This window comes from Streptomyces sennicomposti (genome assembly GCF_019890635.1).
GTDB classification, from domain to species: Bacteria; Actinomycetota; Actinomycetes; order Streptomycetales; family Streptomycetaceae; genus Streptomyces; species Streptomyces sennicomposti.
Window position 1 is genome coordinate 64,706 of the sequence record NZ_JAIOAB010000016.1, and the last position, 14,832, is coordinate 79,537.

Here is a 14,832-nt window from a genome sequence, read left to right on the forward strand (position 1 = left end):
GCACGAGTCCGGGTCATCGGCCATGGCCAGAGCCACCGCCGTGCGCGAACCGACGCGTTTCCAGCCGCGCCCCCGGCATCCCCGGCAAGCTAAGCGCGTACCCTGATCCGGCCGCTGACTCGTCACGCCGTGCCCCCTTCTCGTAAGTGGCCTTAGCCACTTACTGGATGGTGGCATTAGCCACATTGGCCGCGCAAGCCGTTCGCGCGAAGTGGCCCGCAATCAGGTGAGGGGGTAACCCTGCTCGAACGCCCAGCGGCGCGGCGGGTAGGTGGCCTCGGCGAACTCCAGCGGCCGGTCCTGAAGGTCGTAGACCACGTGGTGGACGACCAACACGGCCGATCCAGACCCCAGTTGCAAGTCCGAGGCCTCTTCGTCGGTGGCACTCCGGGCGCACATACGGTCCTCGGCGTAACTGCCCTTGCGCCCTGTCATCGTCTCGACGTACATCAGCGTCCCCTCCTGGATGCGCTCAGGCTCCATGAGCTTGGGCGCACGCTGACCGACGTCAGGCGCGAACCACGAAGTGGACAGGGTGATCGGACCGTCCTGGTTGTTGGTCACCCGTCGGCGGTGCACTGCCCGACGGTCCTTCGTCAGCCCCAGGGCCTCGGCGACGTGATCGGGCGCGTCCAGCCAGCCGGCAGACGTGATGACGGCGTACTCGCCGGGGGTGTAGATCTTCCCGGTTTGGCGAGCGCGGCCGTACAACTCCCGCGCCCGCCGGTTCACTTCGAGACTGCGCACGTAGGTACCCGAACCCTGGCGCTTCTCGACGAGCCCCTGATGGCTCAGCGCCTCCAATGACCGGGCCGCCGTGGGCCGGGACACCTTCCAGTCGGCAGCCAGCTGCCGTTCCGAGGGAACCTCGTCCCCTGCCCGTAGGTCGCCTCGAAGGATCTGATCGCGGATGTAGTGGGCGATCTGGAGATACTTCGGTTGAGCCTCCTCGATCTGCGGCATGTGACCTCCTCGTCCAAGTGGCTATGGCCTCTGGCCACTATAGGGTGAGTGGCTAGGCCCTCAGCCCGTAATGTTGAGCACATGACGCGGTTGATCGTCGCAGCAGGAGGAGGTGGCGACGCAGTCGCCGCCGCGATGCTTCACGCCGCCCTGTACGGCGACGAGGACCAGGCGGTGATCCTCACGTACGCCTGGGACCGTCTCCTGATCGACCCGATCCCGGGCCCACGAGGAGCGGACAGCTTCACGGGGCTTGAGCCGATCACTCGCTCCGTCCAGTCAGTGCCGGCCACGGCCGAGCCGATCGCGCCGGCAGGGTCCACACTCCCCCGCCTCGCGGCGGAGCTCCCACACACCTTCGCCCTGCTCGACCCGCACCACGGCGCCGAGGGCGTCACATGCCAGCTCGAAGAGCTGATCGACCATCTGGCCCCCGCGTCGATCGATCTGCTGGACGTGGGTGGCGACATCCTCGCCCAGGGCGACGAGCCCACTCTCAAGAGCCCGCTCGCCGACGCCCTCACCCTCGCCGCGTGCTGTCAGGTCAACGCCCCTCTCCGCTTGCTGGTGGCAGGCCCGGGACTGGACGGTGAAGTCTCACCCGACGACTTGCGCCCCCTCTTCGGCCCTCTCGTCCACAGCTTCACAGGCCGGGACGTGGAGTCGGTCGACAGCGTCCTGGAGTGGCACCCCTCAGAGGCCACAGCGATGCTCGCGGCGACGGCCCGAGGAGCCCGCGGCATCTGCGAAATCCGGGACGCTGGCTTCGCCGTACCCCTCACCGACGAGGGGCCCACGGTCCACGAAGTCGACTTGGATGAAGCCGTGAGCCGCAACAACCTGGCCCGCGCCATCATGACGACGGCCGCCCTGGACGAGGCCGAGGCGTACAGCCGCGAGATCTGCGGCTTCTCTGAGATCGACTACGAACGCAACAAGGCGGCATGGCTCACCGAGCAGCCACCGACGAAGCTCGACCCCGGCGACGTACTGTCCCGGCTCGACCGGTTCCAACATGACGCCCGAGCTCGCGGAGTCACCCACACGACCTTCCGCCACATCACCGAAGCCCTGAACCTCAGCGGCTCTCACCGCGGTGAACTGCGCCAACTCCTCATCAGCAGCCGCCCAGAGCAGTACGCGGCGCCCTTGTGGCGCATCCCTGCCGACGACTGAGTTACAACCTTCTTTACGGGTTCAAGGCGGCTCGCTCCGCTCACCGCGCGCGGCCCGGTCCCCGGCCGGGCCTGCGCTCCTGTCTTCGCCCCGCTCCAGCCCGGCCGGCGCCCGTGCCGCGCACACAGCAATCAGCCGCTTACCGCCAGAGAAGGAGTACGTCGTGGCTGGGGCGGTCGGCTCCGCGATTTTAGCCAGCCACTTTGGCGCGAGCCTCGAAGATCATGGCCCCAACGTCGTGCTTTAGCGGGCAGGTCCACAGACTGCCCGACGCGCCGGAAGCTTACGGGGCCATGATCACTCGCGCCAAAGCAGCTCCCGGCCAAAATCGCTACGCCGACCGCGTGAGTACGTGACCGCTGGCATCAAACAGACGCAGACCCTTGGATCCTGTTCTGCGCAGCAACCGGAACATCTACCATCCCTGATATGCGAGCCTTTATCGCCTGCATCAAGGCGACATACCGATCAAATTGGGACATCTGCAAGAATAACGGCATTTGGGGTGTACCGGGGGCGAGCAATAACGCAAAGAAGGCGGCCGAGATGGTTCAGGCGGGTGACCTGGTATTTGTCTGGTTCGCAAATGGATCGTCGAGAGACGGCGGGCTCAGAGCAAAGATCCAGGCAAGTGCGGCAGCGAGCATTGCCCGCGAGGCGCCATGGCCTGATGCAGATAGATACACGCATACCTTCCCGATGAAAGTCGTGCACGATCTGGGGATTTGCATACCTGATCGCTTCCCAGGAAATAAGGCGAGTGAAGTCTTTGGGGTTGAAAATATCTGGCTGAATTGGGGGTTTTGGCACATCCAGGATGAAGGCGTAGTGAAAAACCTGGAGCAGTGCTTCCAGAAGCCTTAAGTAGACCTCAGCAGTCGTGCCCCCGGCCCGTGTTTCGGGCCGAGCGATAGACCAGCAACCGAGCAGCCACCGCGGACAGCATAAGGCGGCTCCACACATCATCCGCCGGGGAACGACGGCGTACGGGGCCGGGTCGTCCATCTAGCGAACTTAGAGGAGACCGCAATCGCCGGCCTGGCCTCCACTGTGCCGTGCAAGGTGGAATACTTCACGGGAACAATCGACGACGGCCCACAGACAACGGCTTCTCAGCTTGACCTAATACAGCAACCGAGAAGGCCCAACCGCGTCGAACGTGGTTGGGCCTTCTCCCTTGAGCACGAAGATGATGCGGGTGACAACAGTAGTCGCAACGCCCGCGGGTGCTACATATCCTACGGGCATTCCTGCGCTTGTGTCGGCGCGCACGTGGAGCCGTCAGCTATTTGATGAGGTCCAGCCAGCGCCCGTTGGCTGCCTTTATGGCGGTCTCCGTGGCGAAGAGGTAGCGCCACTGGCCGTATACGCCCGCGTCGTTGACCTGCTCCACCCACGCTTCGGCAGCCTTACGCTTAGCTACCACGCTCTCGTCGTTAGCGTCATCATCGGCCTTGCCTTCAATGAGCCAGTAAACCCCGTTAGTATCAATGGCGATGAAGTCGGCAAAGTAGCGCCCTCCCTCCCACTCGATCCATGTAGGACCGTTGGTGTAGATGCGCAGCCACCACTTGATCTGTGAGGAGGAGTCGAGCATCTGCGCCAGCGAGAACTCCGTAGTGCGGGCATCGAAACTTGAGACGTTCTCGACGCTCTTCTGCCACTCCCCATACCAGACGCCTTTTGCGAATTCCGCCCACTTGCTCAGTATGGGAGAAGGCATGGGCCGCGAGGGCGGCAGGACCGGCACCTCGATGACGTTGAAGTCCCACGTGGGCGTGGTGGCGCGCAGCTCGTATGCCTTGATAATCATTGTCTCAATGGCGCGGGTTGCGAGGGCTGTGCGCTTCACGCTCCACTGTGCGTGTTCATTTCCGGTCACTCCTGCGCCGTCGAGGAACCAGCCGATGACATTACTTGCGGCTTGAAACTCAGTGAGCGTGGACGCAACTACGCTAAGTCCAAGCACCTTGGTCTCAAGCTGCTTCTTCACCGTGGACCACGGCAGCGTCTCAATGTAGGCTTTCTCTTCTTCTAGGAAGCGCTCACCGACCACTACCTCGCCACCGATGCCACGTTCGGCGTCGAGCGCCACACGCTTCATGTAGACCGACTCGTCGGAGAGGTACTTGCTTCCAAGGTCTCGAGCCTGCTGTTCCGTGATCAAGCTCAGCGAGAACTTTGTGGGGATGGGTTGGCGCTCAAGTCGCGGGAACTTGATGCGAGGAGCACTGTTGACCGGGGATACAAACTGAACGGTGGCGGCAGCGCCCTTCTCCTGCTGCTCCACCGTGGTGTCGTACTGTTGCACCTTGAGGAGCACGGAGGGATCGATCACCTCGCCGCCGTGGGTATTGTCGAAGACGAAGGTCAGACTCGGCTGAGTCATCGCGAGACCACCCGGTACGGAGGGTCCTTCGCCTTCCTTGCCCGACTTCTGGACTGCCGGCGTGGTGCTCAACTCCTTGGCACCGGCGGCACGTTCCTCAAGCACCTGCTCAAGGAGTGCTTGCTTACTCGCGAGCAACTGTCGGTAGGACTCGTGGGCAACGATGTCCACAGTATCGATGGCCTCAATGCTGGTGCGCTCGCCGAAGGGCAGACGCAGGCCGCGGCCAAGCACCTGCTCCGTGAGAGTGGCAGAGAGCAGTGGGCGGAAGCTCACGATGACACCGATGTTTCGAACGTCCCACCCTTCCTTGAGCTTGTCCACGCTGACCACGGCGCGGACACGGGAGTTGGGATCTTCGACCGCCTTGAGCGCTCGTAGTGCCTTGTCACTCGATCCACCAGTAATGAGCAAGACCTGATCGGGTTCGGTCAGAAACTCGGCGCGGAGCGTTTCAGCTACCTGCTCGGCCTTCTTGACCTCCTCGCATACCACGAAGAGAACAGGCACAACTGTCGTCTTGCCGATGGCGTGTGCGTAGGCCCGCCATGCGGACTCCTTCACGCCCCGTAGGTGGCAGGCGTCGGCAAGCTGCGAGCGAGTGTCCTTGGTGCCGTCCTCGCGGTACACCACCACGGGGATCTTCACGAGGCCGTCTGCGATGGCTTCCGCGAGCGTGTAGCGGAAGATGACCTTGCCCGCCCTCGCATCGGCCTTGTTGGGAGTCGCTGTCAGTCCGACGATGGCACGAGCACCCAACTCACGAATGGTGGCCCCGTACTTCTCCGCGTCACCGGAGTAGACGTGATGCTCATCAGCCAGCACTACAAGGTCATCGAGCCCCTGTAGGTGCGCATAGAGCGCTTCTCCCATGCTCTCGTTCTCATCGTGAATCTTTCGGCGCATTTCCTCGCTCGGCTTGAGGAGGGTCTGCACCTTGAAGATGAATAGTTTGAGCTTCGTGGAGTCATTCATGTCGTCCACGTGCTGCTTGAAGTTCTCAGCCGTGACGACCACGGGCTCCCATGCCGCGCCTTCAATGTACTTCTGACTACCGGGAGTGAAGTTCTGGATGGTCTTCTCGTAGATGACGTCCAGCGGCACGATCATGACGACGTTACGCACGCCCGCTTCGGCAAGGTACTCAAGGATGCCTGCTGCGAGATACGTCTTGCCGACGCCGGTAGCAAGATCGCAGATGAACTCACGCCCATCACCTTCCGCGAGGTGTTCCGCAACCTTGTGTAGCGCTCGCTGGTTGGCGTCACGAAGGTCCAGTCGCGCTGCGATAGCTTCGACCCTCTGCGGCTCGTACTCAACCCAACTCATCGGATCACCCTTGACTGCTTAAAGAGACCGTTCGGCACCTTGATTACTCGCGAGCCAACCCGCATATCCGCGAGCAGAGAGGTGGCATCAGGGTGTACGGCGACACCAGCGAGGGTCAGTGTCTCGTCATCGTTGAGCAGAGAAACGGCATGCTTGATCTGCGCTTCATCCACCACGCCGTCTACGACTACGAGGGCATCACGGTTCTTCAACCCGACAATCCCGCGTCTGTCGGGCGTGAGCGTGTAACCAAGCTGCGCAGCGACCCACGGCCCTAGATCGGCCGCACCATCTGCAAGGAACACTCGGTCGCCGACAACCACAGTCTTCGGCTCCTCTACCCTCAACATGCGGAAGCCACCGCCTCCGTGCCACAGACGTTCCTTTGAGGGCTTCGTCTTCATCTGCTTAACGAGTGAAGCGAGCGTGTCAGCGTCGGCCTCCAGCACTTCCGCTTTCACAAGTTTCTCGAACACCTTGCGCGCCTCATCGAGCGCGGCCACTGTTACATCATCCGGAAGGGAAATGCTGGCAACACGTTCCTTGGGCTTCGTAACGCCACCCATGTCAGAACCGTCCACCACCTTCGCCAAACGTGGTGCCGTAAAGTTATCCACCGTAGTCTTTACGGTCTCAACTGTGATCCATCGCCGCCCGAGCTTGTGCGCAACTGCGGCGGTAGTTCCAGATCCCGCAAAGCAGTCGACCACGACATCTCCCGGCCGAGTGGTCACTTCGATGATCTTGCGCAGCAACCTCTCCGGCTTAGGTGTGGAGAAGGGGTTCATGCCCGGAAAGAGAGCCTTGATCTCTGCCTTGGCCTCACGGTTATGACCTACTTCTGAGTTGAACCACATGGTTCGCGCGTTAGAACCCTTGTCCGGCTGGATTCTTTTACGACCAATTGAACCTTTCGGGCGGATGATGTACTCCGGCCACACGCCCGCAGCCTTCCGCTTCTCGGTCAGCTCGCGCGCTTCCTCAAGAGGCACATCTAGCAGCAATGCTGGAATACCCTTGCGTAGCTCCTCAACAGAGACGCCACATACTTCGGCGCGCTTCTCGTCATCGTCGAGGACCACCTGCTTATAGGGCGCATACTCAGACAGGGCGGCAAGTACCGTCTCTTGCTTTGTGCCCCAACACCGCCCATTGGCCGGGTACATGAGCTCACCAGTGATAGGTGACTGAATAGCGTACACCCACGTCTGATTACGATGTGCGGACGGTGCTGTCGGGTTATCGTCGTACCACGGACGGGGATCCCCATCTACGGACTTGTAAATCGAGTTCAGGGACTCATCGCGTGCGGACCGGATGAGTTGTGCCTCCGACGTCTTGCCATAAACAAGCAGCGTGTCATGGTCTGGTGAGAAGTTCGGAAGGTCATTCCGCGGCCCATCAGCCTTTTGCCAAACAACCGTTCCCAGGTGGTTACTTATTCCAAACTCTTCATCTAGAACCATTCGCGCGCGGTGAACTTCGGCATCGTCGAGATGCACCCAGATCACGCCGTCATTGCTCATCAGTTCACTCAACTGCTTGATGCGGTCTCGGAACATAGTGAGCCAGACCGAATGATCAAAATTATCGTCGTAGAATTCACCAAAAGTCTGCTCGGTATTGAACGGCGGGTCGATGTAGACCAGCTTGACCTTGCCCTTATATTCCCGCGCGTATTCAGGAATCGAGTTCAGAGCGTGTAGGGCCTGGTATGAGTCTCCGACGATGAGCAGGTTGTCAGCAGTAGTGCCGGTCACCTCACCCACGCGGCCGGTCTCACTCAGCAGCCGGACTTCCGTCACGCGGGGGTCGTCTCGCTCGATCCACTCATAACCGCCCGCTGGCAACGGCAGCAGGGCCTTGTCTTGATTGAACCAAGTCAACGCCAACCGCTTGCTCGACACCTTCACCGTCTCCGTCAACCACCGCGCTGGCCGATCCAGCGACGGACCAACACTAGCCGCTGCCTCCGACAGTTCGTGGTGGGATGCCCAACGTAATGGGAGCGCTCGCAGCCCTCACAGGGCGCGTAGCGCCATCCTGAGTGGCAGGGGGGCACGAGAGGTCGCGCCCATCACGCCTCACGGCTGCCGTCGTAGGGAGTGCTCGGTCGTGGACTATCCGTGGACGACAAGCAGTCGGCGTGACACGGTTGGGACTGTGACCAGCACGTTTGCTGTGAGACGAAAGGGCCTCCGGAGCCGTGTGCGCAGGCTCGAATCCTGCCGGGGGCACACTGTGTAAGTGTGCCAAAGACCCCGCACTCAGCGAGTTCGCTGAGTGCGGGGTCTTGTCGTATGCCCAGGTGGATGTCGCCGGGAGTAGCCGTTTCTCGCCGGGCCGCGAGCCGGAAGTGTCGTTCCGGCTGCGGCGCAGCCGACTTGGTCAGGCTTCCTCGAGCCGGTTCCGGCAGCTTCGTCGAATGACGGACCGGGCGGGACAGCGGACGCCGCTCGGCCGACCTGCCGAAGGCCCTGTTCCTCAGCGATACCGCCGAGAGGAGCAGGGCCTCGCGTGCGGGTACAGCTGGGCGCGTCCCCGAGCGAGCCCGGGGAGGGGTGCGTGGGTTCGGGCGCTCTCCGATGTCTGGCCCTGAGTTTCGAGTCGTTCGAGTCAGGGGACCCCGAGCGTTTCCGGGGGTGGGCAATACGTCGGCGGCGTAGGCGTTGTCAGAGGTCGCCCTGGCGGTAGGAGCGGGCCGCGGCCATGACTTCCTTGAAGTGGTCGTCGGCGATGGCCTGCAGGGGGGAGCTGTCTTCGAGCTGGGGGTTCATCCCCATCATCCAGGCGCGTGCGACGTGCCGGTTCTCGCACTCCTCGATGTACCGGAAGACCTGGAACGCGGTGCGCAGGCGGAACTCGGAGTCGAAGCGGGGGTTGTTCTGCCCCCGGCACCACCGGCCTACCTGCTTGGCGTCCTCAATGCCGGCGACGTAGGCGACGGTGCGCTGACTGAACTGTTCCTGAAGGAAGCGGGCGATCTCGGGGATGCCCAGCTCTGCCGTGTCGCGGTGGGCTCGGTCCTCTGCGGTGGTCTCTCGCTGAGTGGACATGGTCTCCTCGTTTCCTCACCGCTCGCTGGTGCTGCCTGTGGAGCGGGAGATGTCACGCCGTGCGCGGCGTGAAGGCTGTGTGTGGTGGTGACCGCGGGGATTCAGCTGGGGCGGGGAGCGCCACGCGTGCTTGCGTCCGGGTCGCTGCGATGGGCAGCACACTGTGTCGGCCTGGAGGAGGCGCAGATGCGCGGGAACGTACTCGGTGCGACGTGCTCCGATCGCGGTCCAAGCCCGGCTAACCGGCCTATCGATCTTTCCAACATCGGTCCCCCTCTTGGCTGTTGGGTCGATGGTACCCGTTTTACAGCTCTAAAATCCATGGCTTTCCCCGGTGAAAACACCCCCGAATCCCCCCTCCAGCGCCACTCGAACATCGCTGACCTGGCACTATGCGGGTCACACCGGTTACTGAAGTGTGACGTGCGGAACGCCGGGTAGACCGGAACGAGTGATGATGGATACGGCCAGTTGACGCAAGATGCTCACCTGACGGTCAGTCCGTACTCCCGCGCCACTTCCTGCAACTCGGCCGTCTCGGCCCGGATGGCCCGGCGTTCCTCCTCCCTGAGCGGCGTGTCGCGCAGGATCGCCCAGCACTGGCATCCGCCGTACAGGGAGCGGTAGGTGATGCCCTGGTACTTCTGGCCGCCCTCGCTGTCGCGCTGGGCCACCGCCCAGGCGGCGATCTGGCGCGCGATACGGCGGTCCCTGCCGTAGATGTCGCGGTCGGTGAGGGGGCCGGTGACGCCCCACTTGGCGAGTTCCGCCTCCAGTTCGCCGGCCAGCGCCTTCCTGGTGTCCTCGGAGTCGACGTCGAGGAAGGCCGCCTCCGCCGTCGGGACCAGCCGGACGAGGATGCGCTCGTCCCGCCAGCTGGAAGGGACCTGGCCGATCCCCATGAGGTCGGAGTTGGGCTCGGCGTCGCTCATGAGGGCGCGGATCACCGGATCGACCCGGAAATGAGCCAGTGCCTCGGCGAAGCAGCCGGCGAGATCGCTGGCGCAGTAGAGCATGCCGTAGGAGAAGAGGCTGAAGCGGCCGGCCGACGAACCGCTGAACGTATCGGGCTCCACCTGGTTGTACCGGACGGGGGCGTGCGCCCAGCCCAGGCGCCACACACCGTCCGGGGGCGCGGGGACACTGGTGACGGAAGGCGTCGTCATCGGCGGTGTCCTCCGTCCCGGCCGGCCGCCGTGGTGGACGGCCGGGCGTCGCCGTCGGCCGTCGCGGGAATCGGACCACCAGGGCGGCCGGCGGATCGGGTTAAGGCAGCGGTCATGGCTCCTCACCGGTTTCGCGTGTTGCGGGTGACTCATCGAACAGTCGTGGCCCCAGGCACTGGGCGGAACATTCTCCCCAACCGCTGCCGTTTCTCAGGGCTGTTGGGGGGAGCGCACGGGGCGCATTCGCAGTGCGTGGGCGCATAGGGCAGGCGCACGGTCCTCAGATACGGTCGTGATCCAACCGGAAGACGGAGGTCTCCCGCTCACCGGCGGCCAGCAGGAGCAGTGCCCCTTCGCGGGTGTGGTCACGGGCGGTCTTCAGGGTGCCGACGGGCTCCGCGGTGACGATCTGGAGCAGCCGCCGGTCCGCGTCCGGGTCCCACAGGTGGATGCTGGTCCTGCCCGCCGCGGCGAAGAGCCGGCGGCCGGAGGGCAGGGTCAGGGACGTCACCGCCGTCAGTTCACCGTCACCGGGGCTGAGCTGTGCGGTCTGCTCGCCGGTGTCGGCCCGCCAGAGTTTGAGGGTCCCGTTCTGGCCCGCGCTGGCCACAAGCGACTCGTCGTCGGGTCCCAGGGCGAAGGCGAGGTCGTTCACGAAGTGCTGTCCGCACCTGATGGTCGGACCGCACTGCCGGAGGGTCCGTACGTCCCACACCCGTACGTTGCCGTCGCTGCCGCCGGAGGCGACCCGGAAGCCGTGCCGGCGGCGGTACTGGGTGGCCAGGCAGCGCACGCTGAACTGGTGGTCGGGGAAGTGCGCCAGGCGCCGGCCGGACGGCAGGTCCCACACGCACACCCGGCCGTCGGTGCTGCCGCTGGCGAGGAGTTCGACACCGTTCAGCGGCACCATCGTCAGCGCGGGCAGATGGTGCCCGGGCAGCTCCAGCACGGGTTCGCCGTGCGGCTTCGCCGGGTCCAGCAGGATGATCCGGCTGTCCTCCAGCGCGACCGCCAGATGCAGCCGGCCCTTCAGCCGGGGCCAGGCCAGAGCGGTCACCGCCTGCCCCTCGTGAACGGTCCGGAGATCGGTGGAGCGGTGGATGTCCCCGACCGCGATCCGGCCGCCCCGGGCCGTGGCCAGGAGATGCGGCTGCGTGGGGGAAAGGGCGCTGGCCGTGATGCGGTCCCGGCGTTCGGGGGCGTCGTGGAAGGTCCGGGCGGTCAGGGGCCAGCTCCGTACAGTGGCATCGGCTCCGGCGGTGATCAGGCGGGGTCCGGCCGCGCCGCTCGGGCAGGTGAGGGCGTTCAGGGCGGCGGTGTGGGCGGGCAGCGGCCTGCCGACGGGTTCGAGACCGGGCAGGCTCCACAGGCGGGCACTGCCGTCGCCGCCCGCCGTGAGCAGGGCCCAGCCCTCGTCGACCCGGGTGAGCAGCAGCGAGGTGATGGCCGAACCGCTGCCGGGCGCCCGGTCGATCGTCTCCCCGGTGCGGGTCGCGTCGTGCACGGAGAGGTTCCCGTCCTCGTCGGCCACGGCGTACCGGCCCGGCCGGGGCAGTGCGGCGACGGCGCGCACGCGCGCCCGGTGCTCCGAGAGCAGCCGGGTGCGGCGGCCGTCGTAGAGGTGGACGCTGTCGCGCTGGGCGCACAGCAGCCCCTGGCCGCCGCCGGGCATCGGCAGGGGACTCAGCAGGGGGCTGTCCGTGAGGCGGGGCAGCGGGATGTCCACGGGGCGGAGCACGACCGGATGGAGGGCGGCGACGTACCCGTCGCTGAACGCCGCCAGCAGGGCCGGCGTGTGGTGTGCGGGCCGGTGCAGGGTCAGGGAGCTGACCCAGGTCCCCGGCCGGCGCGGCACGGCACGGAGTTTCAGCCGACCGCGCAGGGCGTCCACGACGGTGACGGAGCCGTCGCTGCTGCCGGTCGCCACCAGGCCGCCGGGCAGGGCCAGCAACTGGGTGATCTGACCGCGGTGGACGCGCAGCGGTGCGTAGGCGTTGCTGCCGTCGTGGCGCAGGGCGTGCAGGAAGCCGCGGTCGTCGCCGGCCATGACGAGGGCGCGGTCGTGCGGGGCGTCGACGGCGGCCAGCGCGGTCACGGCGACCTCGTTGACGAGCCACACGTTGTCCGGGGCGGCCCCCTCGCTCCAGACGGGGGTCACCGGCGACCGGTCGAACGCCTGGGGCTCGGGCGCTCCGGCGGGGGTCGTCCGGGTGGTGTGCCGCGCCAGGCGGAGGCTCGTCGCGCGGGACAGCGGGTCGACGTCGCGCACGAACGGCTCGAGCCGGGCCCAGGCCTGGAGCCACTGGCTTCCGGTGGCGTCGGTGGGGTGCGCCGCAAGCAGCCGGCGCACCCCGAGGCTCGATTCCCACGGCAGCAGTGCGGGCGGGACATGGGCGTCGTCGAGGACGCGGCCCCGCGCGGCGTGCTCGGCCAGGTGCCGGCGCAGATACGGGTGGGGCGGCATGGTGGAGTCGTCCGGTACGAGTTCGGCCAGCGCCTCGGCGATCCGGCGGTGGATCTCGCTGTGGCCGCTGCGCTCGAGTGGGTCGATGGGGTCGATGGGGTCGCTCACTGCTCGCTCCCGGCGTCGGACGCGACGTCGTCGGCCGGGAGGTCGTCGTCGGCCAGGTCGTCGTCGGTGTTCATCAGCAGGTCCACGAGGGCTTCGTGGGCGGGGCGGTAGACGAGCCGGTTGTCCTCGTGATCGTGGGCGAGATAGCCGCTGAGCCGGCCGGCGAGGAGTCTGGCGATCATGGTGTCCCATTCGTCGGCGGGCAGCCGGCGCCGCAGGAAGACCCCCGCGACCTGGGGCCAGATGTCCGACCAGGGGACGCCGGCTCCCTGGGCGAAGGCGGCGGCCCGCAGCAACGCCAGGGCGACGTCGCGGGGCAGCCCGTCCCGGTCCTCCTCGACGAGCCGCAGGTCCTGGACGAGCAGGCCGCGGATGCCCTGCCTGAGTCTCTTCTGCCACCTGGGGTGCGCGGCCAGCTGTGCCGGATCACGGGCCTTGCGCAGGTGTTCCCCCGCCACCCTGGCGTCGATGAAGGACGGGGCGAGGACGGGGGCGACCAGTCGCGCGGCGGCCCGGGCCGTGCCGCGGTGGCCGCCGGCGCTGATCAGGGCGTGCAGGTACTCCTCGATGTCCCGCCGGGCGTCCTCGCCGTCGGTGCGCTGCACCTCGGCGGTGCGGAAGACCTGCCTGAGCACCTGCAGCAGTTCGTGTTCGTCGCCGGCGGCCGACGGGTCGGGGCGGGAGGAGGGGCGGGTGGAGCGGATGCCGATCAGCAGCCGCGCCGCGGGCCGCGCCGCCGGTGGGCCGTCGTCCGTCCGCTGGCCGGGCACGCCCGGGGACGGCGCGCAGAACCCGCTCAGCGGCGCCAGCACGTCGTGGACGATGCGGTGACGTTCGAAGGCTTCGTCCAGCCCGTCGATCACCAGCGTGACCGGCTGCCCGGCATCGCGCACGTAGTCGTGGAGCTGGCCCGACCAGCGCTGCACCGGGTCGTCGGCCGGCCCCACCGGGGCGGGACGGACCCGCAGGGCGCGCAGCAGGTCGGAGGCGACCTGGGCGGCGTCGCGGCGGTGCGCGAGGACGGCGGCGGTCACCGATCCCTCCGGGGGGATCGTGTCGGCGGCCGCCAGGTCCGCGGCCGCCTTGTACAGGGGGTCCTCGCGGAAGAGCGGGTCGCTGAGCACGACGGCGCGGGCGATCACGGCGGACTTGCCGCTGCCCGTGCTGCCGGTGATGAGCAGGACGCCTCGCCCGCGCCGGGGCCCGAGGAACGTCGCGATGTGCCGGTTGAGGTCGTCCCGCCCCCGGAAGTACCACCCGGCGTCGCTCTCCTGGGTGCGGCCGGTGGCGCGGTCCAGCCAGTAGCCGTCGGCCGCGGTCGCCTGCCGCGGGCTCACCCCGATCAGGTCCCGGGCGCGCACGTACCCCGGGTTGGGCAGGCAGGGGCTGGGGTCTTCGAGTCCGCTGCCGTCCACCAGGCGCCGCAGGCGGTAGCGCTCGCGGTCGGCGTGGCGTAACTCGCGCTCGTACTCGGCCATGAACTCCACCACCGTGAGGTACGGGGTGGTGATGCCGGACTTGGTGCGGAGCCGTTCGTACACGCCGCGCAGAGTGGCCGGGAAGCGGCGGACCTCGATGGTGCGGTTGTGGGCGCAGGTGACGAGCACGTCCAGGCGGCTCTTCTCCCGCCGGTCCTGGCCGAGGTCCTTGACCAGGAGGGAGAGTTCGGTGTCGAGTCTGGCCGCGTAGCAGGCGTTGACGATCACCAGGACGTTCTCGACGTGGGAGTCGAGCGCGGCGGCGATGATGTCGCTGGTGCGCACGGCCGTGGCCAGGTAGCGCCCCTGCTCGGTCTTCGGCAGTTTGAGGAAGTGGGTGCCGGAGGCGGCGGCGATGCCGTGTCCGGTGATGAACAGGACCAGGGCGTGGCCCCGCATCCCGCGTACCCCCTCGGTGCGCAGCAGGTCCTCGACGTCGTCGCGGCTCTTGAGGGCGCGCGGCGGCACGGCGTGGAACGGCGGCAACGAGCCGCCGGGGCCCCACCACTGGCCGACGACCTCGAGTTGCTCGTCGATGCCGGCCGCGAACTCCTCCGCCTCGTCCTCGTCGTCGTCCTCGTAGTCACGGACGGCGACGGTCAGCAGTTTCCGCGGGCCGACGGGCCGGTCGTCCTCCATCGCGGCCACTGCGAGTTGTTCCTGAACCTCGCCCCCCGTGTGCCCCATCTCACTAGTGTGACAG

Annotated in this window: 9 protein-coding genes; 2 read left to right on the forward strand and 7 right to left on the reverse strand. The window is 66.4% G+C overall.

The features are described 5' to 3' along the window. Window positions 1–222: 222 nt before the first annotated feature. Window positions 223–963 (reverse strand): GntR family transcriptional regulator, encoded by a 741-nt coding sequence (locus K7787_RS12230; protein WP_223001404.1) that lies wholly within the window; start codon window positions 961–963, stop codon window positions 223–225. Between the two features lie 81 nt (window positions 964–1,044). On the opposite strand from K7787_RS12230, the gene K7787_RS12235 reads away from it, so the two are divergent. Together K7787_RS12235 and K7787_RS12240 are read left to right on the forward strand one after the other, a co-directional pair. Then, window positions 1,045–2,139, forward strand: coding sequence for a DUF1152 domain-containing protein (locus K7787_RS12235; protein ID WP_223001405.1), 1,095 nt, complete (start codon window positions 1,045–1,047; stop codon window positions 2,137–2,139). 429 nt (window positions 2,140–2,568) lie between these two features. Beyond that, the gene (locus K7787_RS12240) at window positions 2,569–3,003 is read left to right on the forward strand and encodes a hypothetical protein (RefSeq protein ID WP_223001406.1); all 435 of its coding nucleotides are present in this window, start codon (window positions 2,569–2,571) and stop codon (window positions 3,001–3,003) included. A 421-nt stretch (window positions 3,004–3,424) separates the two neighbouring features. Here K7787_RS12240 and K7787_RS12245 read toward each other — a convergent pair whose 3' ends face one another. The 6 genes from K7787_RS12245 to K7787_RS12270 all read right to left on the reverse strand — a co-directional run bounded on the left by K7787_RS12245 (window position 3,425) and on the right by K7787_RS12270 (window position 14,816). After that, entirely contained in the window at window positions 3,425–5,857 is a 2,433-nt protein-coding gene (locus tag K7787_RS12245) for a DEAD/DEAH box helicase (RefSeq protein WP_223001407.1), read from the reverse strand. After that, window positions 5,854–7,764, reverse strand: a complete 1,911-nt coding sequence (locus tag K7787_RS12250) for a site-specific DNA-methyltransferase (RefSeq protein ID WP_223001408.1) — start codon at window positions 7,762–7,764, stop codon at window positions 5,854–5,856. The genes K7787_RS12245 and K7787_RS12250 overlap by 4 nt, the downstream gene beginning before the upstream one ends. Before the next feature lie 765 nt (window positions 7,765–8,529). Then, window positions 8,530–8,913: a hypothetical protein gene (locus tag K7787_RS12255; protein WP_009190618.1), complete on the reverse strand. Its 384-nt coding sequence runs from the start codon at window positions 8,911–8,913 to the stop codon at window positions 8,530–8,532. Between the two features lie 485 nt (window positions 8,914–9,398). Then, window positions 9,399–10,079: an RES family NAD+ phosphorylase gene (locus K7787_RS12260; protein WP_223001409.1), complete on the reverse strand. Its 681-nt coding sequence runs from the start codon at window positions 10,077–10,079 to the stop codon at window positions 9,399–9,401. Between the two features lie 280 nt (window positions 10,080–10,359). After that, on the reverse strand, window positions 10,360–12,651 hold the full coding sequence (locus K7787_RS12265; protein WP_223001410.1) for a WD40 repeat domain-containing protein: 2,292 nt from the start codon (window positions 12,649–12,651) through the stop codon (window positions 10,360–10,362). Next, window positions 12,648–14,816, reverse strand: coding sequence for an AAA family ATPase (locus tag K7787_RS12270; protein WP_247720807.1), 2,169 nt, complete (start codon window positions 14,814–14,816; stop codon window positions 12,648–12,650). The genes K7787_RS12265 and K7787_RS12270 overlap by 4 nt, the downstream gene beginning before the upstream one ends. Window positions 14,817–14,832: the final 16 nt, after the last annotated feature.

Bases quoted from the DNA above. Each gene is read 5' to 3' on its own strand.
- K7787_RS12230 (WP_223001404.1), bottom strand. From the start codon at position 963: ATGCCGCAGATCGAGGAGGCTCAACCGAAGTATCTCCAGATCGCCCAC.
- K7787_RS12235 (WP_223001405.1), top strand. From the start codon at position 1,045: ATGACGCGGTTGATCGTCGCAGCAGGAGGAGGTGGCGACGCAGTCGCC.
- K7787_RS12240 (WP_223001406.1), top strand. From the start codon at position 2,569: ATGCGAGCCTTTATCGCCTGCATCAAGGCGACATACCGATCAAATTGG.
- K7787_RS12245 (WP_223001407.1), bottom strand. From the start codon at position 5,857: ATGAGTTGGGTTGAGTACGAGCCGCAGAGGGTCGAAGCTATCGCAGCG.
- K7787_RS12255 (WP_009190618.1), bottom strand. From the start codon at position 8,913: ATGTCCACTCAGCGAGAGACCACCGCAGAGGACCGAGCCCACCGCGAC.
- K7787_RS12260 (WP_223001409.1), bottom strand. From the start codon at position 10,079: ATGACGACGCCTTCCGTCACCAGTGTCCCCGCGCCCCCGGACGGTGTG.
- K7787_RS12270 (WP_247720807.1), bottom strand. From the start codon at position 14,816: ATGGGGCACACGGGGGGCGAGGTTCAGGAACAACTCGCAGTGGCCGCG.